The sequence below is a fragment of the Gordonia sp. CPCC 205515 genome, assembly GCF_048537925.1.
Lineage (GTDB): Bacteria > Actinomycetota > Actinomycetes > Mycobacteriales > Mycobacteriaceae > Gordonia.
Window position 1 is genome coordinate 1 of the sequence record NZ_JBCLVJ010000011.1, and the last position, 19521, is coordinate 19521.

Below are 19521 nucleotides of genomic sequence, written 5' to 3' on the forward strand. Positions count from 1 at the left end.
GTCACGCCGACGTCCACCACCTCGGGTGGGACATCATCATGGGTGCTGATGGGCACCCCTGGCTCATCCCGCCCGCCTCGAGAGATCCACGACGACAACCCATCCCCGCCTACAACCGCCGCGCCATGACCCTCGACGACCGGGTCGCGGCGTGAACAACGGTCACCGGCCCCTTCGTGACGCTCGCGGGTCCCTCGCGGCTCCTCAGGGAGCAAGAGGGTCATCGATCATCGGGGATCCATCGATCCCTGAGGTGCGAGGCGCCAGCCGAGCCACGAAGGGCCACCCGGCAGCGAGAAGCCCACCGTAGCAGCGGGTTTCGACACGCCCCTCGCCTGGCGGCTCGGGACGGCTCAACCAGCGGTAGGGGGCACACCCTCGGGACGGCTCAACCAGCGAAGAGCTCAGCACATTTCCCGCGCACCCGACGACGATCGGGACCGCGCACGATCTTTGAGAACCGAATAGTGAACTCCCGCAGGGGGTCCTCGGGGTCAGTCGACTGCCGCGAGTCGCACGAAATCGTCGACGTCGAGCCGTTCACCGCGAACACTCGGATCGATGGCGGCGGCGCGGAGTCGACGTTCCGCCTCGGGGGCTCCCCCCGCCCACGTGGCCAACGCGGACCGCATTGTCTTGCGGCGCTGGGCAAATGCGGCGTCGATGACGGCGAAGACCCGGCGGCGGATCTCCGGATCGCGGGAGTGGGTATCGGTGCGGTCGACGCGGACGAGACCGGATTCGACCTTGGGTTCCGGCCAGAACACGTTGCGCCCCACCGCGCCGGCACGCTTGACGGTGCCGAAGTAGCGCGCCTTCACGCTGGGTACCCCGTAGGTACGACTGCCCGGCCCGGCGGCGAGCCGGTCGGCGACCTCGGCCTGCACCATCACGAGTGCCGTTGTGATGCTCGGCAATTCGCTGAGCAGATGAAGCAACACCGGGACCGCGACGTTGTATGGCAGATTGGCGACGAGAGCGGTCGGAGCAGCGGGCAGGTCGTCGCGGGACACACTCATGGCGTCGGCGGTGATGACGTCGAAGGCGTCGGCCCGGCTCGGCGCGAACTCGGTGATCGTCGTCGGCAGTCGGCCGGCGAGCACCGGATCGATCTCGACGGCGATCACCCGCCCGGCTACTCCGAGGAGTGCCAGAGTCAGAGAACCGAGGCCGGGACCGACCTCGAGGACGGTGTCGTCGGGTCCGACGCCGGACTCGGCAACGATCCGACGCACGGTGTTGGCGTCATGGACGAAGTTCTGGCCGAGCGTCTTGGTGGGGCGAACGCCCAGTTCGTCGGCAAGCTGCCGGATCTGGGCGGGGCCGAGGAGCCGCGGCTCGTCGCTCAGCGCAGGCCCAGACTCGATGAGCAGGACGGCCACGCGCCCCAGCCCTGAGCGGCCTGGGTCTTGCTCGCGATGGCGATCTGCTCTTCGCGGGTCGCGAGATCTGCGCGCGGGGCGAACTCCTGGCCGCCCCAGCGGTCCCAGGTGTTCTGGTCGAACTGGATGCCGCCGTAGAAACCGTTACCGGTATTGATCGCCCAGTTACCGGTGGACTCGCACTGGGCGAGGGAATCCCACACCGAGCCGGCGGCCACGAACGGCGCGCCCGCCTTGGTGCCGATCTTGACCGTGGCGGGCTTCGGCGGGGCGAGGACGGACGCGTCGAGCTTGCTGCGCTTGACGACCTTGCCGTTGACCCAGGTCAGCTCGTACTTGACCTCCTGCTGACCGGGCTTGCCTGGGTTCAGCACGACGCGACGGTCCCGGACCAGGGTCGGGTCTTCCTTGGTGATCTCCGGGGGCGCGATGCGCTCGTTGACCGTGGCTTCCTCGGTGCGGATGCGGGTGACCACGATCTTCATGTTCTCGGTGACCGGGGTGTTGGCGGCCGGAACGACCTTGTCCTCGCCCGACAGCGGCTTACCGGTGGCGGCCAGCAGATCGCCGACGGTCTTCGCCGCGACGGTCGGGCGCCAGGTGACAACCCCGTCGGTCAGCTTGACCCGCTTGGGGGTGACGACGTCGACCACGGCGCCGGACACGGGGATGGGGTCGACGCTCGCGAAATTGGTGGCGTCCACGCTGCCCTGCAGTCCGTGGTGATCGAGCAGATCGGTCACCTCGTTCGCAGTGGTCTTGACGTTCTTGCGGAGTCCGTCCACATCGAGGGTCACGGTCTTCACGCGGTTGACGGTGATGGTCTGGCCGTCGGAGACGCCGGAGTCCAATGCGGCCGAGATCTGGTCGCCGTCGACGGGCGTCAGTCCCTGCGACCGCAGCACCGAGTCGACCGACAACGCCATCGTCGAGACCTCACGGACCTGGCCGTCGACGTCCAGCTTGACGTCCTTGTGCATGGCCACGCCCATCACGCCGCCTGCGGTGAGGGTGGTCAGCATGGCGCCGACCGCGACTCGAGCGCGCGTGGACTGGGACTCGTTGATGCGTGCGACAACAGACAAGATGAACATCCTGTTCGGGGACAAGGGCATCCAGCAGACCCCGAGAACACATCCCCCAGGGCAGCGGGATCACAGTACGATAACGAGAAGGTGGTGTTATCGCAAAGGCATCGCGTAGGCGCGCCTGGCGTTACGCCCCAGGATGTGAGACATCTCACTTTCGTCGGTATCGCGGATCTGGGCGAGTGCCCGAGCCGTATACGGCAGGCAATACGACTGATTTGGCTGGCCACGATAAGGATGTGGCGTCAGGAACGGCGCGTCGGTCTCCACCAGGAGCTGTTCGTCAGGGACGAGCCGCGCCGCTTCCCGCAATTCACCGGCGTTGGCGAAGCTCACCGTGCCCGCGAAGCTGAGGAGGTAGCCGCGATCGACGCATTCCCGTGCAACGTTTTGGTCACCGGAGAAGCAGTGCATGATCACGGTGCCCGGCGCACCTTCGGCGGCCAGGATGTCGAGCAGGTCGTGGTCGGCTTCCCGGTTGTGGATCATCAACGGCTTGCCGATCCGCTTGGCCAGATCGATGTGCCACGCGAATGCCTCGGCCTGGACATCAGGGCCGGCGCACGTCTCCGACTTCCCCGGCCAGTAGTAGTCGAGGCCGGTCTCCCCCACCGCGACGACGCGGGGATCGGCGACCATCGTCTCGAGTTCCGCCTTCGCCGCGTCGTCGAGTTCGGCGGCATGGGTTGGATGGAGTGCGACCGCGGCGAAGGCTCGCTCGTCCCAGCGCGCGGCGTCCAGCGCCCAGCGCGCGTCGACCATGTCGTCGGCCACGGTGACGACCTGCCCGACGCCGACACGTTCGGCGTGATCGAGGATGGCGCGGACACTCTCGGGGTCTCGTCCGCCGCACGCAGCGAGATGGGTGTGCGCGTCGACGAGTCCGGGCAGCGGCGACGGGTCCGGCGGTGGCTCCCGCCGACGACGCTTCCGGGCGGCCTTATTGCTCTCGGTCTCGCTGTTGCTTCCGGTCTCGGCCGAATCTGTCACAGCACCACTGTGCCAGCGATGACCGTGCCGGCCGCACCGCCCACCCAGATGTCGGTGCCGTCGTCGATGATGTGTACGCGACCGGAACGGCCGAGTGCGGTTCCCTGCGCCGCGACGTACGACTCGGGAGCGAGTCCGGCGCCGCGCAGCCACACTGCGATGCCGGCGTTCAGGCTGCCGGTGACCGGATCCTCGGGTACGCCCACTCCCGGCACGAACGCCCGCACCTCGTAGCGAACCTCGGGTTCCCCGGGCAGTCCGCCGTCGTAGGGTCCGACGAGTCCGACGTTGTGTGTGCCGAGCGCGGCCATGTCGGGTTCCACCTCGAGCACCCGCCGGCCCGAGCCGAGCATCAGGGCCATCCACTCGGGGCCATTGACCACCCATTGCGCGGCAACCACTTCCGACATGTCGACGCCGAGCGCGGCAGCGACCTCACGCACCGTGTCCCGGTCGACGGGACCCGACCGCGTCAGCGGCGGGGCGGCGAACGCCAGGCGGGCACCGTCACGCCGCACCTCCACCAGCCCGACCCCGCACTCCTGGACGATCCGCTCGCCCTTGGGTTCATTGCCGGCCTCGAGCCAAGCATGAGCGGAGCCGAGGGTCGGGTGCCCGGCGAACGGCAACTCGCCGCCCGGAGTGAAGATGCGGAGTCGATAGTCGGCGGCCTCGGTGGTCGGCGGCAGCAGAAAGGTTGTCTCGGAGAGATTTGTCCACCGCGCGAAGGCCGCCATCGCGTCGTCATCGATCCCGTCGGCGTCGATGACGACGGCCACCGGATTGCCGGCGACCGGGACGACAGAGAACACATCGACTTGGGCGAATCTGCGGTTCATCGGTCCATCGTCGCGGGCGGCATCGGGGAACTCCAAACGGTTTTCATCTGCGACACCGTCCGCATGCGATTTCAGCGCGCCAGCAACCGCCGCGACAGGTAGCGTTCGTGACGTGTTGGGATTGCCAGATGTCACGACAGTCGCCCTATTCGACCTTGATGGTGTGCTGACCAGTACCGCGGTCTTACATCGCCACGCCTGGAAGCAGACGTTCGACGATTTCTTGTCGGCTCGCGACCCGGACGGATTCGTCGAGTTCACCGAGAAGGACTACCTCGACTACGTCGACGGACGGCCACGCGACGACGGAGTGCGCGGGTTCTTGCACTCGCGAGGCATCGACGATGCCACCGATGAGGAGATGGCGAAGATCGCCAGGGAGAAGAACGAGAAGTTCGTCGCCAACCTGGAGGCCGACGGCGTCGATCCCTACCCTGGCTCGGTGCGCTATCTGAAAGCCGCGCGGGATGCCGGATTGCGCATCGCCGTTGTCACATCGTCGAAGAATGGAGCAGCGGTGCTGGATGCAGCGGGCCTGACCGAATTCGTGGAGCTGCGGGTGGACGGGCTCGAGGTCGCACAGCGGGGTCTGCGCGGTAAGCCCGCGCCCGACTCCTTTCTGTTGGGGGCGGAACTGATGGGGGTGACCCCAGATCAGGCCGCGGTATTCGAGGACGCGATCTCCGGCATCGAAGCCGCGGCGGCCGGCAAGTTCGGCTATGTGGTCGGCATCGACCGGGTCGGCGGCGGGCAGGCGGAGGCGATGGCCGCCGCCGGCGCCAGCCGGGTCGTGACCGATCTCGACGAATTGCTCCCCGCATGACCGCGAGCGGTTGGGAAAAAGGGTTCGACATCCACCCATGGCAACTGCGGTGGCGTGGCCTCAACACCGACGTCCTCGGTCGGACCGAGACGCTGTTCGCATTGTCCAACGGGCACATCGGATTGCGCGGCACGTTCGAGGAGGGGGAGCCGGTCGACCATCCGGGTACCTACTTGAGCGGTTTCTACGAGCAGCGGGGACTGCCGTACGCGGAGAGTGGTTACGGCTACCCGGAATCCGGGCAGACCGTGGTGAACGTCACCGACGGCAAGATCATCCGGCTCCTCGTCGAGGACGAACCGATGGATCTGCGTTACGGCCGCACCGAGGAACACGAGCGCGTGCTCGATTTCCGCACCGGCACCCTGCGTCGCAACACGTTGTGGACCTCCCCCACCGGCCGCACCGTCCGGATCCGGTCGGAGCGGCTGGTGTCGTTCACCAAACGCACCATCGCCGCGATCCACTATGAGGTGGAACCGGTCGACGACGACATGAAGCTGGTGCTGCAGTCGGATCTGCTGGCCAACGAACCGGTGCCCGCCCCCGGCAACGATCCACGCCTGGCCGCCGCCCTGGACGCTCCGCTGGTGTCGGATCTGCACGCGTGCCGGAATTACTGGGGCATGCTGGTCCATCACACCAAGAAGTCGGGACTGCATGTCGCGGCCGGCATGGACCACGAGATCGACTTCCCGGACCGGGCCGACGCATTCATCCGCGCCGACCCCGACCTCGCACGCCTCACCGTCGCCGCGAATGTGCCGCACGGCAAGAAACTCTCGCTGACCAAGTACATCGGCTACGGGTGGTCGGCGCGCCGCTCGGTGCCGGCGTTGCGCGCCCAGGTCGACGCCGCACTGGCCATGGCGATGGAAACCGGTTGGGACGCTTTGAAAGCCGACCAGATCAATTACCTGGAAGACTTCTGGCGGGATGCCGACGTCGAACTCGACGGCGATCCCGAATTGCAGCAGGCGGTGCGCTTCGCACTGTTCCACGTGCTGCAGGCGGGTGCTCGCGGCCAGTCGCGGGCGATTCCCGCCAAGGGACTCACCGGACCCGGGTACGACGGCCACACCTTCTGGGACACCGAGAGTTTCATCCTGCCGATGCTGACCTACACGGTCCCCGCGGCGGCTGGTGAAGAACTGCGGTGGCGGCACGCGACGATGGACAAGGCCAAGTCCCGGGCAGCCGAACTCGGGCAACGCGGGGCGATGTTCCCGTGGCGATCCATCAACGGCGACGAGTGCTCGGGTTACTGGCCGGCGGGCACCGCGGGTGTGCACGTCTCGGCCGACATCGCCAACGCCACCGCCCGCTACCTGCGCGCGACCGACGACGAACAGTTCGAAACCGAGTGCGGCGTCGAACTCCTGGTGGAGACGGCGCGTCTGTTCGCCGGCCTCGGCCACCACGACGTGAACGGCAAGTTCCGTATCGACGGCGTGACCGGACCCGACGAGTACACCGCCGTCATCAACAACAATGTGTTCACGAATCTTGCTGCGCAACAAAACCTTCGGGACGCCGTGGCGGCAGTGCACCGTCGTCCGGACGTGGCCCGGGAACTCGGGGTGACGGTCGCCGAGGCGGCACACTGGGAGTCGTGTGCCGACGACATGACGATCCCCTTCGACGAAGATCTCGGTGTCCATCAGCAGTGTGAGTCGTTCACCCTGTTGGGCGCTTGGGATTTCGAGGCTTCGGTGGGCAAATACCCACTGCTGCTGAACTATCCGTACTACGACCTGTACCGCAAGCAGGTGGTCAAACAGGCTGACCTGGTGTTCGCGATGTACAGCTTCGGGTCGTCGTTCACCCCCGAACAAAAGTTGCGCAACTTCGACTACTACTACCCGCTGACGGTGCGCGACTCGTCGCTGTCGGCGTGTTGCGAGGCAGTGGTCGCGGCCGAGGTCGGCTACCTCGACCTGTCCTACGACCTCATGTGCGAGTCGGTGTTCACCGACCTGCACGACCTGCACAACAACGTGTCGAGCGGCCTGCACATCGCGGCCTTGGCCGGGGCGTGGACGGACTGCGTGGCCGGCTACGGCGGGATGCGCGACTTCGGCGGCAAGATCACCTTCGCGCCACGCCTACCGGGCCGGCTCTCGTACCTGTCGTTCCGCATGGTCGTGCGCGAGTCGAAGATCGTGGTTGCGGTGGACACCGAGAAGGCGACCTACCGACTGCTGTCCGGCCCCGAGATCGAGTTGGCGCATCACGGGGAGAGGTTCCTGCTCACCAGCACTCCGGTGTCCAAGGGCATCCCGGATCTGGTGCGGCGGGAGCCGCCGAAGGCGCCGCCGGGGTGCGAGCCGTATAGAAGGTTCGATTAAGCGGGGTCACGTTCTCTCAACGCACGCGTCTCGGATCGGGTCGGGTGGTGATCTCGCGATCGATTGTGAGCGTTGCAAGAGGGGTCACTAAGGTAAGTGCACATGACCGGCTCGCCGTACTACCTCACGACCGCGATCGCTTATCCGAACGGCGCGCCGCACATCGGGCACGCGTACGAGTACATCTCGGCGGATGCGCTGGCCCGGTTCAAGCGGCTCGACGGGTTCGATGTGCGCTTCCTGACCGGCACCGATGTGCACGGCCAGAAGATGCAGCAGACGGCGGAGGCCGAGGGGATCGCGACGGCGGAATTGGCGAACCGCAACTCGGATCGGTTCCAGGCGATGCAGGACCGGCTCGGATCGAGCTACGACCGGTTCATCCGCACGTCCGACGCCGATCACCAGCGGGCGTCGGAGGCGATCTGGCAGCGGATGTCCGACGCCGGCGACATCTATCTGGACAAGTACTCGGGGTGGTATGACGTCCGCGACGAGATGTTCTTCGCGGAGGCCGACACCACCGTCGACGACGCCGGCCAGCGGGTCGCCACCGAGAACGGCCATGTCCTCACCTGGACCGAGGAGGAGACCTACTTCTTCCGGCTCTCGGCCTATCAGGACAAGCTGCTCGAGCTCTACGAGACGCGTCCGGAGTTCATCGGACCCGACGTGCGGCGCAACGAGGTGGTCAGCTTCGTCAAGGGCGGTCTGACCGATCTGTCGATCTCGCGCACCACGTTCGACTGGGGTGTGCCGGTGCCGGATCATCCGGATCACGTCATGTACGTGTGGGTGGACGCACTCACCAATTACCTGACGGGCGTCGGCTTCCCTGACGATCCCGCGACGCTGGAGCGGTACTGGCCGGCCGATCTGCACATCATCGGCAAGGACATCATCCGGTTCCACTGCGTGTACTGGCCGGCCTTCCTGCTCAGCGCCGGCATCGAACTCCCCAAACGGGTGTTCGCGCACGGCTTCCTGTTCAACAAGGGCGAGAAGATGAGCAAGTCGGTCGGCAACGTCGTCGACCCGGAGAACCTGATCGACGAGTACGGCCTCGATCCGGTGCGCTACTTCTTCCTCCGCGAGGTCTCCTACGGCCAGGACGGCTCGTACTCGACGGAGGCCATCGTCTCCCGGATCAACGCCGACCTCGCCAACGAATTCGGCAATCTGGCCCAGCGGACGCTGTCGATGATCGCCAAGTACTTCGACGGCACGGTACCCGCACCCGGCGACCACACCGCCGAGGACACCGCACTCCTCGAGAAGACCGACGCGTTGTTGTCCACGGTGCGTGAGCATTTCGACGTGCAGGCGATCCATCTCGGGATCGAGGCGATGTGGTCGGTGCTCGCCGACACCAACCGGTACATCTCGGCGCAGGAACCGTGGAAGCTGGCCAAAACCGACCTCGACCGCACCGGCACCGTGCTCTACGTGTGCGCCGAGGTGGTGCGCGTCGTCGCCCTGTTGGCGCAGCCGATCATGCCCACCTCGACTCAGACGATGCTCGATCTGCTGCTGGTGGATCCCGAGCGGCGCGACTTCACCGCCATCGCCGACCGCCTCGCACCGGGAACCGTGCTGCCCAAGCCGTCACCGGTGTTCCCCCGCTACGAGGCGTGATCGCAGCGTGGTGACCGCGCCGGCGCTCGATGTGCTGAGGACGCTGCGCGCGTCCACCCGTGCCGCAGGCCTTCCGCCGCCGGCCGCGCTCGTCGGCGACTGGTGGGGCGCCGACGCGGTGATCGCACCGTCGATCAGCCTGCGGCCGGGCCTCGCACCCCCCGACGACCCGAGCCGATTCTGGTTCGGTCACCTTGGATTCCCGGTGCGCGCCATGCAATCCCCGCTGCCGACGGCGGTTGGCGGCCTGACCGGCGACATCCTGGTGCTGCGCGGCGGCCGGTGGTCCTATGAGAACGTCGACGACGCACCGTGCCCGTCGTGGATACAGCAGGCGCTCGACGAGCCCACCCCACCTCCGACCGAACGCACGTGGAGTGCGGAGTGGGTTGCCCCGCAACGAGATCCGCACCTGGCGGCGATCGAGCAGTGCCTCGCGGCCATCCGCGCGGGCGAGGTCTATCAGGCGTGCGTGTGCACGCAGTTCACCGGCCGGGTCACCGGCGACCCGGCGGAGTTCTTCGCGTCCCTGACCGGCTCGACGATGCCCGCGAAAGCTGCTTTCCTGCAAGGTCATTGGGGCACAGTTGCGAGCTTCTCGCCGGAGACGTTCCTGCGCCGCACCGGAAACATCGTGTCGTCGTCGCCGATCAAGGGCACCGTGGCCGCCGACGTCGCCCCCGACGAGTTGTCGTCGTCGGCCAAAGATGTTGCGGAGAACGTGATGATCGTCGACCTGGTCCGCAATGACCTGGGCCGGGTGGCGGTCACCGGCTCCGTGCGGGTGCCCGAACTGCTGGCGGTCGTGCGGGCACCGGGAGTGTGGCACCTGGTGTCGCGGGTGGAGGCGATTCTCGATCCGATGGTGGGCAACAACGAGTTGTTGCGGGCGACCTTTCCGCCGGCGTCGGTGACCGGCACCCCCAAGATCCGCGCCGCCGAACTGCTCGCCGAGTGGGAGGACCAGCCGCGGGGCGTCTACTGCGGAGCGGTCGGCATGGCCGGGCCGCAGCGCGGCCTCGACCTGAACGTCGCGATCCGCACGGTGGCGCTGGCGCCCGACGGCACCGCAGTTCTCGGTGTCGGTGGCGGCATCACGATCGACTCGGATCCGGCGCGCGAATGGCAGGAGTGCCTGGACAAGGCGTCCAGCATAATCGGGCATTTCGGGCCACCCGTCAGTGGATAGCAGATGCGATCCGCAACTATCTCTGCGGTAGCATGAACCCCACGCCGCCCCCATACTGCTCAGTACGGAGAGCTGACGCGGGGCTGGAAGTCGGGAGTCGGGAAGAAGATGGAATCCGGGATCGATCACGCAACGTCAGTCGGCGCTCGCGGGCAAATCGCTGCGTCCCACGCGCGAGTGGCGGGACGCGGACTCGATCCCGACACCCACGCCCCGCGCCACGTCCCACCCGAGGAGGTCGCCCGACGGCGGAAGATCAATCCGCTCTCGGTCGGCATGGACCGGCTCGCGCTGATCTTCAACGAGGCCGACGACGACACCGACCTGGCGATGGGTGTCTTCGATACCGACGGCGTCCTGCTGTGGCGGGCCGGCGAGGCCCGGTGGCTGGCCGTCGCCGATCAGCTGCAACTCGTGGAGGGTGCGGTCTGGGATGAGGCGTCGGTCAACACGACCGCTATCAGTCTGGTCATCGCGGACAGTCGGCCCATCCGGGTCGTCGGCGCCGACCACTACAACAGTGCGCTGCACGGGCTCTACTGCGCAGCCGCACCCATCCACGATCCGCGCACGGGGGTACTGCTCGGTGTCGTCGGGCTGGCCGGACCGGCCGACCATGTGCAGCCGGCGTCCACCGCGCTGGCCACCACCATGGCGGCGCTCGCCGAACACGAGGTCGTCGCGGCGCATCACCGGTCGCTGGCCGAACTCCGGAAGTCGGCGGGCGCTCAGCTGGCCGCCACCCGTGGCCCCGCACTACTCGTCGACCGCGACGGATGGATCGCCGACAGCCGCGGCTGCACCCCGCCGGATGCGGTCGCCGCACCCGATGTCGGCGCACATCAATTCGTCCCCGGCATCGGTACCTGTGTGGCCACCGCGGTCGGCAGCGGCTGGCTGCTGCGCCGGGTCGGGCCGTCGAATCCGATTGTGGCCGAACTGGATTTGCGGGGTGAACCGTCGTTGACGGTGGCCGGTGACGGCGATGAATGGCGCACCGTCCTCACCCGACGACACGCACAGATCCTGCTGCTGCTCGCCGAGGCCAAGGAGTCGGGGCTGACGTCGGCGCGGCTGAGCCGGCTCATCTTCGGCGACACCGGGCATGTCGTCACCGTCCGCGCCGAGATGTCGCGGCTGCGGCGCGTGGTCGGGGCGCTGCTGGCCAGTCGCCCCTACCGACTCGCTCCCGGGGTCACGTTGCAGATCGCGCCCGGCTCGGTCACCACCGCACCCGACGTCAACGCTCTTGGCGTCGCGCCAGCACCGCCTCATACACCTGGCGACGCGAGGCATCGCCGTCTCGCGTGACCGCCGCGCACGCGTCCTTCAGCCGCATACCCCCGTCGACGAGTGTCTCGGCCTCGTCGACGAGTTCGTCGAGGTCGCGCACGCGTCGCGTCCCGCCCTCGACGACGACGGTGATCTCCCCCTTCACCCCGTCGGCCGCCCACTGCGCGAGTTCGGCGAGCGTGCCGCGACGCACCTCCTCGTAGGTCTTCGTGAGCTCTCGGCAGACCGCGGCGCGGCGCTGCGGTCCGAGGACTTCGACGGCGTCGGCGAGGGTGTCGGCGAGCCGGTGCGGCGAGTCGAAGAACACCGTCGTGCGCGGTTGTTCGACGAGAGTGGCCAGCCACTCGCGGCGGGCGCCGGACTTGCGGGGCGCGAAGCCGTCGAAGCAGAAGCGTTCCGACGGCAGCGCCGAGACGGCGAGCGCGGTCGTCACCGCGGACGGGCCGGGCAGGCAGGTGACCCGGAGTCCGGCCTCGGCGCACGCCGCGACGAGCTTGAACCCGGGGTCGCTGACCGACGGCATGCCCGCGTCGGTGATCAGCAGGACCGTCGACCCGCCCGCGATCGCGTCCACGAGTCCCGGGGTGCGCGCGGCCTCGACCTGGTCGTAGTAACTGACCAGCGAGCCGCCGATGGTCACATCCAGGGAGGCGGCCAGGGTACGGGCGCGGCGGGTGTCCTCGGCGGCGACGATGTCGGCGGTGGACATTGCGGCCCGCAGCCGTGGGGACGCGTCGTCGATCTGGCCCATCGGGGTGGCGGCGAGGATCAGTCGGCCGGCCGGTTCACGGGAGTTCATCGCAGATCAGCTTACGAGCAGTGGCTACCATCGTCGGGGTGACCACCGCCCCCGCCGTCGATCATCGACTCGACGATCAGGGCTTCGCCGAAGATCTGGGCACCCGTCCCGGCCCGGAGATCCCGACACCGCTGTTCGGGGCACCCGACCGGCGCCGCGGGCTGGTCGTCGGGGTGATCATCTTCCTGGCGGCGACCGCGACCCGGCTGTGGGGACTGACCCGGCCGACCGATCACGGCACCCCCGTGTTCGACGAGAAGCACTACGTCCCGCAGGGCTGGCAGGTCCTGACCGGCGGCAACTGGATCGAGGACAACCCGGCCTACGGCCTGGTGGTGCATCCGCCGGTCGGGAAATGGCTGCTCGCCGCGGGCGAGGCGGTGTTCGGTTACGGGCCGATGGGCTGGCGGATCTCGTCGGCGATCGCCGGTATCGCGATCGTGGTGATGGTCTACTGCGCGGTCCGGCGGATGACCCGATCGACGCTGATCGGCGCGATCGCCGGGGTGTTCGCGATCTGCGACGGCGTGCTGTTCGTGCAGTCACGGATGGGGATGCTCGACATCTTCCAGGCGGTGTTCGTCGTCGCCGCATTCGCCGCGTTGATCGCCGACCGGGATCAGGTGCGGGCCCGGATGCATCGCGTTTACGTCGAAGGCCGCATCCCCGACTCCGACTTCGGGCCGCGGCTGGGTTTCCGCTGGTATCGGTTCACCGCCGGGGTGATGCTGGGCCTGACCTGCGGCACCAAGTGGTCGGGCATCTATTACGTGCTGTTCTTCACCGCACTCGCACTCGGCTTCGACGTGGCCGCCCGCAAGGCCTATCACGTGGCCCGCCCCTGGATGGGGGTGCTGCGTCGAGACCTGGTGCCCTCGGCGCTGAGTCTGGCGGTGCTGCCGATCGTCATCTATCTCGCCACGTTCATCCCGTGGTTCAACAGCGAGACGGCCGTCTACCGCTATCAGGTGGGCAATCAGATCGGGGTGGGCGGGCCATTCGGCTGGGTGCCCGGTGCGTGGCGCTCGCTCTGGTACTACGAGGCCGGCATCCTGCAGTTCCATGCGGGCCTGACCAACGCGGCCGGCAACCACCATCCGTGGGAGTCGAAGCCGTGGACGTGGCCGATGAGTCTGCGCCCGATGCTCTACGCGATCGAGAATGGACCCGACCAGTGCGGCGCGGGCCAGTGCGTGCGGGCGCAGATGCTCATCGGGTCACCGGCGATGTGGTGGCTGGCGGTCCCGATGCTCGCCTGGGGACTGTGGCGCTGGGTGATTCGCCGCGACTGGCGGTACGCGGCGGTACTCACCGCCTACGGTGCAGGATTCCTGCCGTGGTTCGCCGACATCGACCGACAGATGTACTTCTTCTACGCGACGGTGCTGGCGCCGTTCCTGGTGATGGGCCTGGCGCTGTGCTGCGGAGACCTGCTGGCCGCCGCCGCGCGGACCGCGCGCGCACGCCCGGAACGGCATGCACTCGCGGTCCTCGTGGTGGCGATCTACGTCGGCCTGGTGGTCGCCAACTTCGTCTGGCTGTGGCCGATCCTCACCGGGAGTCCGATCTCCCCGGCTCAGTGGCATCAGCAGATCTGGTTGCCGAGTTGGGGCTGACCGGATTCGTCTCGCTCACCGAATTGACCGCGTCGGGATCGATGGCCGGAAAGGACCCGCTCTCGATGTCGATCGCGGTCTGCCGGACCTGTTCGTCGACCCGTTCGCTGATGTGGTTACGGGCCACGATCAGCGGATCGCGACGCAGGTCGAGGTAGAGCGACAGGCACATCGCGAGCATCACGATGACGAATGGCAGGGCGGCGATGATCGCCATCTGTTGCAGCCCACTCAGTGCGTCGTCGCCGCTGATGGCCAGGAGCAGTGCGGCGACCGCACCGGTCAGCGAACCCCAGAAGATCGTCACCGCCCGCGACGGTTCGTGGGTGCCGCGCTGCGACAGCGAACCCATCACCAGCGACGCGGCGTCCGCGCCCGAGACGAAGAAGATCGCCACCAGCACCATGACCAGTGCGGACGCGATACCCGTCCACGGCAGGTTGGCCAAGACGTCGAACAGGGTGTCCTCGCTGGATTCCATGGGCAGGTTCAGTCCATCGGTCTCCTGCCGGATCGCGGTGCCGCCGAACACGCAGAACCACACCAGGGACACGGTGGTGGGCACGACCATCACGCCGATCACGAACTCGCGGATGGTGCGGCCCTTGCTGATCTTGGCGAGGAACAGTCCGACGAACGGGGTCCAGGAGACCCACCACGCCCAGTAGAAGATGGTCCAGGACGCCAGCCAGCTCTGACCGTCGTCGTCGACGGTGGCCGCCGACCGTGCCGAGTACGACGGCAGATCCTTGAGGTATTCGCCGAGCGTGGTGGGCAGCAGGTTGAGGATGAACACCGTCGGCCCGACGACGAACACGAAGACCGCCAGGATCAGCGCCAGCACCATGTTGATGTTGGACAGCCACTGGATACCGCGCGCCACACCGGATACCGCCGACGCCACGAACGCCGCGGTCAGCACGGCGATGATGACCACGAGCAGCATCGTCGACGGCGAGTCGACCCATCCGACCTTCTCCAGCCCCGAACCGATCTGCAGTGCGCCGAGTCCCAACGAGGCGACGGTGCCGAATAGGGTCGCGAAGATCGCGAGGATGTCGATGACCTTGCCGATCGGCCCGTTCGAGCGTTCCTTGAGCAGCGGCCAGAACACCGCACTCATCAGCTGCCCACGACCGCAGCGGTAGGTGCTGTAGGCGATCGCCAGACCGACCACCGCATACATCGCCCAGGGATCGAATCCCCAATGGAACATGGTGGTGGCCATGGCTGCGCGGATGTCGTGTTCGGTCAGCTCCGGCGGTGCGTTGACGAAGTGATACAGCGGCTCGTACGCGCCGAAGAACATCAAGCCGATGCCCATGCCGGCGCTGAACATCATCGCGATCCAGCTGATCGTGCGGTACTCCGGCGCATCGCCGTCGCGGCCGAGCGGGATGCGTCCGTACTTGCTGAGCGCGAGGAACACCGCGAACACCACGAAAAACGTGGCCGACAGAATGAACAGCCACCCGAGGTTGTCGACAATCCAGGCCAGTGCCGTGTCGCCGACGTCCTTCAGTCCGGTCTTGTCGGCCAGACCCCACACCACGAACCCGATGACGATGGCCGCCGTGATCCCGAATACCCACGAGTCGAGCCTGGGTTGGTGGTTGCGGGCGCTGGAGAGTTCCTCCGGAGGCCGGTCGGATCGTTGTTCGGTTGTCATCAGATCACCCAATCAAAGTCGGGACGTCCACTTCAACCCAAAGCGACGGCCTGTTCCACGAGTTTCACGATCGTGACGTCGTCGATACCCAGCGCACGCAGCGCCGTCACATGATCGACGGTTGCCTGCTGGGCTTGTTCGACAGCGGTGTGCTGCGCCGCCTTGATGAAGGAGCCGTGTCGGCCGCGGGTCTCGATGACGCCGGCCGCCTCGAGTTCGCGGTAGCTGCGGGCGACTGTGTTGGGTGCGAGGTCGAGGTCGGCGGCGAGGGTACGCACGGTCGGCATCCGCTGCCCGACGAGCAGTTCGCCGCGGGCGATGAGGTCGACGACGCCGGCCCGGATCTGCTCATAGGGTGCGGTCGAGTCGTCGATGGTCAGCATCGCCGCGACGTCGACGGGCGTGGCGCTCATAGTTCGTCGCGGGCCAGCGGACAGGACATGCACCGTGGGCCACCCCGCCCGGAGCCGAGTTCCCGGCCGTCGATCTCGAGCACCTCGATCCCGGAGTCGCGCAACCGCCGGTTGGTCTCGACGTTGCGGTTGTAGGAGACGACCACGCCGGGCGCGATGGCGAGGGTGTTGTTGCCGTCGTCCCACTGTTCGCGTTCGGCCGTCACCGGGTCGAGTCCGGTGTCGATGACCCGCAACTTGTCGATCTGCATCGCGTCGGCGGCCGCCTCGACGAAGGGGCGCGCACCGCTGACGGTGACCGTGCCGTCGGCGGCGCGTCGCAGCGTGAACGCGGTGATGTGTTCGGCGATGTTGGGATACATGACCACCGCGTCGACGTCGACCATGGTGCACACGGTGTCGAGATGCATGAACGCCCGTGCCTGCTCGATCGGCACGGCTAGCACGGTGTGCGCGAGGTCGTCGTCGAAGAGGCTGCGCGCCAACGCTTCTGCGCCGGCCGGGGTGGTGCGCTCCCCCACCCCGACGGCCACCACGCCGGGCGCGAGCAGCAGCACGTCGCCGCCCTCGACGGGCGCGACCTGCGACTCGTAGGCGCGTCGTGCGCCGGTGAAGCGGGGATGGTGGGCGTAGATGAGGTCGGTGAGCGAGGTCTCGCGGGCGCGGGCCGGCAGGGCGAGTGAGGTGATGGCGAAGCGCGGGCCGATCCAGAACGAACTGTCGCGGGTGAACAGCAGGTTCGGCAGCGGCTCGATGGCGAACTCGGGGCCGTGGTGCATCCGCCGCACCAGGGAGGCGGACTCGGTCGACGGGGTCACCGGGAGTTCGTCGAAGGTGAGGCCGGCCATCAGGATGTTGGCGAGCTCGGCGGCGGGCAGGGCCCGCAGATGCCCGGCGAGGTCTTCGGCGAGGTGATTGCCGAGCCGTCGGGCACTGACCGCGGCGGCGATCCCCTGAATGCGGGCGGCGCCGCTGCGACCGATGGTCTCGGTGAGCAGATCACCGAGGAGGTAGACGTCGACGCCGCGCGAACGCAGGAGGTCGGCGAAGGCATCGTGGTCCTCTTGCGCGCGGGCCACCCAGGGCAATCCGTCGAAGAGCAGTTGGTCGTTGTTGCGCGGGGTCAGGCGACGCAGTTCGTCACCGGGCCGGTGCAGCATGACGGCGCGCAATCGGCCCACCTCCGAGGTGGAACCCAGGGCATAGTCCGCAGCTGCGCTCATTGGATTCACGGTAATCGGTGGGCGCCGATCGCACCGTGCGGCGCGCGCTACGCCCGCGGCGGTTCGGTCGCGTCGGGGTCGGTCAGGTGCGGATGGCCTTCGCCGACGACGGCCGGCGCGGTTTCGGCGGCGAAGAGCCACATCACGAAGGCGAGGGCGGCCACCACCCCGGTCAGGACGAACGCGGGGGTGAACCCGGCGCGGTCGGCGACGAACCCGACGATGATCGGCCCGGACACCGCCCCGAGATCCGATGACATGCCGTACGCCGCGAGCGCCGACCCGCCTTGCTGACGGTTGCCGAGGACATCGGCCAGCGCCGCCTGGTGGGTCGGGGCAAACAGTCCGGAGCCGACACCGGCCGCCATCGACAGCAGTAGCGCGACAATGATGTTCGGGGAGAAGCCGAGTCCGGCGGTGGCGGCCGCGGTGATCGCCAGGCCGGGCAGCATGATGGGCCGCCGGCCGACGCTGTCGGAGAGGCGGCCGGCGACGATGATCGCGATGACGTTGCCGACCGCGAACATCGCCAAGGCGACGCCGGCCATCGCCGGTCCCTCTCCCAGTCCGTCGGTGATGAACAATGGGACCACCGCGACCCGCACCCCCATCGACGCCCACCCCTGGGTGAAGTTGGAAGCGAGGATGGCGCGATAGGTGCGGTTGCGCACCGCGGTCCGGAAGGCGATGACACCGGCGGCGGCCGGCGCCGCGGGGTCGGGTCGCCCGCCCTGATCGCGCAACTGGGTGGCGACGACCGCGGCGGCGATCAGCAGGGCGATCGCGTAGACCACGAACGGCATCCGCAGGCCGAACCCGATCAGCGCACTGCCGATCAGTGGTCCGGTGATGTTGCCGATCAGGAATCCGGCGGAGAAGTACCCCGAGACACGTCCACGGATGTCACCCGGCGCCATCCGGATCAGCAGGGCCATCGCCGACACCGTGAACATCGTCGACCCGATGCCGCCCGCACCGCGGAACAGCAGCAGTTGCCAGTAGCCCTGGGCGAAGGCGGTGGCGAAGGTGCTGACGGCGACGATCAGCAGTCCGATCAGATAGATGCGGCGTTCGCCGAAGACCGTGATCAGCCTACCTGCGGTGGGCGCGAAGATCAGCCGCATCACGGCGAACGCGGAGACCACCGCCGATGCGGCGGTGAAGCTGACGTTGAAGCTGCGCGCGAAGGACGGCAACGCCGGCGCGATGAGTCCGTAGCCCAGGGCGATGACCACGTTGGCGGCCAGCAGCACCCAGATCCCGCGGGGTATCTGCTTCACGTGAGCTCGGGAAGTTGATCCAGGGCCGTCGCGGTCAGCGTCCGGCCGAGCGCAATCATCTCCGGCGCCTTGTGAAAGTCGAGGGTGCGCACGGACTTCCGGGGTACCCGGATCAGGATGTCGGGCGGATAGCCGGCCACCTGGTAGCGGGTCAGCGCCTCCTGCATGATGTCCAGCGAGCGGCTGAGGACCTCGATCCGGCCCATGCGCTGCGGGGTGTCCGACGTCTCATCCGCCGCGTGGAACTCGGGGTCCTCGATGCCGAAGCGGTCGCGGACCGACCGCATGAAGTCGCTGTCGAGCAGCGGCGCGACATTGCGGCGCAGCAGCCGTTTGGTCTTCGGTTCGCGAGTGGCACCGTCCTCGGGTCCGCCGTCGGAGCCGATCACCACACCGATCGTCACATCGCTGGACACGGCCGAGGTCGGCGCTACCGGGAGCGGGTCGAGGATGCCGCCGTCGCCGAGCAGGCGGCCGCCGTATTCGTGGGGACTGATGACTCCCGGAATCGCGATGGACGCGCGGATCGCGTCGACCAGGCTGCCTCGCTGAAACCAGACGGCACGACCGACGTTGAGGTCGGTCGCGACGGCGGTGAACGGTACGGGCAGGTCCTCGATGACGGTGTCGCCGAGGATCTCCCGAACCCGGGTGAGAATGCGTTCGGCGCCGATGACGCCGGGCTTGGACAGTGACACGTCCACCAGCCGGACCACGTCGAACTGGGTGAGGCCGGTGATCCACTCGACGTACTCGTCGAGTTTTCCGGCGCAGTGCAGGCCACCGACGAGTGCGCCCATCGACGACCCCGCGACGGTCACGACGTCGAATCCGCGCGACTGGAGTTCGGTGATCACCCCGATGTGGGCGTAGCCCCGGGCCCCACCGCTGCCCAATGCGAGCGCGACGCGGGTGGATTTGGCCATTGATCGAG

16 protein-coding genes and 1 pseudogene are annotated in these 19521 nt (G+C 67.8%); 7 read left to right on the top strand and 10 right to left on the bottom strand.

The window, feature by feature from the left end:
• Positions 1-155, top strand: a pseudogene (locus AAFP30_RS17515) (HNH endonuclease); the annotation flags it as partial.
• 339 nt (positions 156-494) lie between these two features.
• Here the strand turns inward: AAFP30_RS17515 and rsmA are convergent.
• The 4 genes from rsmA to AAFP30_RS17535 all read right to left on the bottom strand — a co-directional run bounded on the left by rsmA (position 495) and on the right by AAFP30_RS17535 (position 4299).
• Positions 495-1382, bottom strand: coding sequence for a 16S rRNA (adenine(1518)-N(6)/adenine(1519)-N(6))-dimethyltransferase RsmA (gene rsmA, locus AAFP30_RS17520; RefSeq protein WP_419231261.1), 888 nt, complete (start codon positions 1380-1382; stop codon positions 495-497).
• Positions 1346-2476, bottom strand: a complete 1131-nt coding sequence (locus tag AAFP30_RS17525; RefSeq protein ID WP_419231610.1) for a transglycosylase family protein — start codon at positions 2474-2476, stop codon at positions 1346-1348. Before AAFP30_RS17525 ends, rsmA begins: the two co-directional genes overlap by 37 nt.
• Before the next feature lie 87 nt (positions 2477-2563).
• Entirely contained in the window at positions 2564-3460 is an 897-nt protein-coding gene (locus AAFP30_RS17530) for a TatD family hydrolase (protein WP_419231262.1), read from the bottom strand.
• Entirely contained in the window at positions 3457-4299 is an 843-nt protein-coding gene (locus tag AAFP30_RS17535; RefSeq protein ID WP_419231263.1) for a PhzF family phenazine biosynthesis protein, read from the bottom strand. The genes AAFP30_RS17530 and AAFP30_RS17535 overlap by 4 nt, the downstream gene beginning before the upstream one ends.
• 112 nt (positions 4300-4411) lie before the next feature.
• Here AAFP30_RS17535 and AAFP30_RS17540 point away from each other — a divergent pair, with 112 nt between their 5' ends.
• The 5 genes from AAFP30_RS17540 (at position 4412) to AAFP30_RS17560 (ending at position 11605) form a co-directional block, all read left to right on the top strand.
• Positions 4412-5122 (top strand): beta-phosphoglucomutase family hydrolase, encoded by a 711-nt coding sequence (locus tag AAFP30_RS17540; RefSeq protein WP_419231264.1) that lies wholly within the window; start codon positions 4412-4414, stop codon positions 5120-5122.
• Positions 5119-7470, top strand: coding sequence for a glycoside hydrolase family 65 protein (locus AAFP30_RS17545; RefSeq protein ID WP_419231265.1), 2352 nt, complete (start codon positions 5119-5121; stop codon positions 7468-7470). Before AAFP30_RS17540 ends, AAFP30_RS17545 begins: the two co-directional genes overlap by 4 nt.
• A gap of 102 nt (positions 7471-7572) precedes the next feature.
• Entirely contained in the window at positions 7573-9105 is a 1533-nt protein-coding gene (gene metG, locus AAFP30_RS17550; protein ID WP_419231266.1) for a methionine--tRNA ligase, read from the top strand.
• A 10-nt stretch (positions 9106-9115) separates the two neighbouring features.
• Complete coding sequence (locus AAFP30_RS17555) at positions 9116-10294, top strand: aminodeoxychorismate synthase component I (RefSeq protein WP_419231611.1); 1179 nt, start codon at positions 9116-9118, stop codon at positions 10292-10294.
• Positions 10295-10471: 177 nt separating this feature from the next.
• Positions 10472-11605: a GAF domain-containing protein gene (locus tag AAFP30_RS17560; RefSeq protein WP_419231267.1), complete on the top strand. Its 1134-nt coding sequence runs from the start codon at positions 10472-10474 to the stop codon at positions 11603-11605.
• Here AAFP30_RS17560 and rsmI read toward each other — a convergent pair.
• Positions 11535-12386, bottom strand: coding sequence for a 16S rRNA (cytidine(1402)-2'-O)-methyltransferase (rsmI, locus tag AAFP30_RS17565; protein WP_419231268.1), 852 nt, complete (start codon positions 12384-12386; stop codon positions 11535-11537). The two genes, AAFP30_RS17560 and rsmI, sit on opposite strands and share 71 nt — an antisense overlap.
• 95 nt (positions 12387-12481) lie before the next feature.
• On the opposite strand from rsmI, the gene AAFP30_RS17570 reads away from it, so the two are divergent.
• Positions 12482-14002: a dolichyl-phosphate-mannose--protein mannosyltransferase gene (locus tag AAFP30_RS17570; RefSeq protein ID WP_419231612.1), complete on the top strand. Its 1521-nt coding sequence runs from the start codon at positions 12482-12484 to the stop codon at positions 14000-14002.
• On the opposite strand, the gene AAFP30_RS17575 is transcribed toward AAFP30_RS17570, so the two are convergent.
• The 5 genes from AAFP30_RS17575 to AAFP30_RS17595 are packed head-to-tail and all read right to left on the bottom strand — an operon-like array spanning position 13938 to position 19513.
• Positions 13938-15671: a BCCT family transporter gene (locus AAFP30_RS17575; protein WP_419231269.1), complete on the bottom strand. Its 1734-nt coding sequence runs from the start codon at positions 15669-15671 to the stop codon at positions 13938-13940. The genes AAFP30_RS17570 and AAFP30_RS17575 overlap by 65 nt on opposite strands.
• 32 nt (positions 15672-15703) lie before the next feature.
• Positions 15704-16084: a GntR family transcriptional regulator gene (locus tag AAFP30_RS17580; RefSeq protein ID WP_419231270.1), complete on the bottom strand. Its 381-nt coding sequence runs from the start codon at positions 16082-16084 to the stop codon at positions 15704-15706.
• Positions 16081-17307, bottom strand: a complete 1227-nt coding sequence (locus AAFP30_RS17585) for an arginine deiminase (protein WP_419231271.1) — start codon at positions 17305-17307, stop codon at positions 16081-16083. Before AAFP30_RS17585 ends, AAFP30_RS17580 begins: the two co-directional genes overlap by 4 nt.
• A gap of 47 nt (positions 17308-17354) precedes the next feature.
• Entirely contained in the window at positions 17355-18587 is a 1233-nt protein-coding gene (locus tag AAFP30_RS17590) for an MFS transporter (RefSeq protein WP_419231272.1), read from the bottom strand.
• Positions 18584-19513, bottom strand: a complete 930-nt coding sequence (locus AAFP30_RS17595) for a patatin-like phospholipase family protein (RefSeq protein ID WP_419231273.1) — start codon at positions 19511-19513, stop codon at positions 18584-18586. The genes AAFP30_RS17590 and AAFP30_RS17595 overlap by 4 nt, the downstream gene beginning before the upstream one ends.
• Positions 19514-19521: the final 8 nt, after the last annotated feature.